At 34.9% G+C, this 496-nt stretch carries 1 protein-coding gene; it reads left to right on the top strand.

What is annotated here, in order from left to right; genetic code table 11:
* A partial coding sequence (locus BMG01_RS10800) for an IS3 family transposase (protein WP_143470154.1) occupies positions 1-447 on the top strand: 447 nt, incomplete at its 5' end.
* Positions 448-496: the final 49 nt, after the last annotated feature.

Genomic DNA, 496 nt, shown 5'->3' with positions numbered 1-496 from the left:
GCTTGGAGCATGGACATCACTTATTTAAAGTTGAGTAATGGTCAGTGGGTCTATTTAGCGTCAGTTTTAGAGTTACAAACGCGTAAGATATTAGCCCATCAAATCAGTGCCACGATGGATACCAAATTGGTAGTTACAACACTACAAAGATCGCTGTCAACTGATAAAAAACCAAATTATTTACACACTGATATGGGCAGTCAGTTCACTAGTTTTGGCTTTGAAAATTTGTTAAAGCGACATAAAATTGATCATTCGTATTCAAAACTAGGACATCCATATGATAATGCCAAAATTGAAAGTTTTCACTCCCTATTAAAGCGTGAAATGATTTATCAATTCCGGTTTCCATCGATTGCACATCTAATTTTAGATGTGTCCAAGTATATTCATTGGTTCAACAACGAAAGAATCAGTCTTGCCAATCAAAAAATAAAAGTTGCCTAATCAGTTCAGCCCTAGATAAAAAATAGTCCGAATTATTGACTTATGAGCA

Source organism: Leuconostoc sp. BM2 (genome assembly GCF_002095565.1).
In the GTDB taxonomy this organism is placed as follows: Bacteria; Bacillota; Bacilli; order Lactobacillales; family Lactobacillaceae; genus Leuconostoc; species Leuconostoc falkenbergense.
This window is presented reverse-complemented; position numbering and strand designations above follow the sequence as displayed.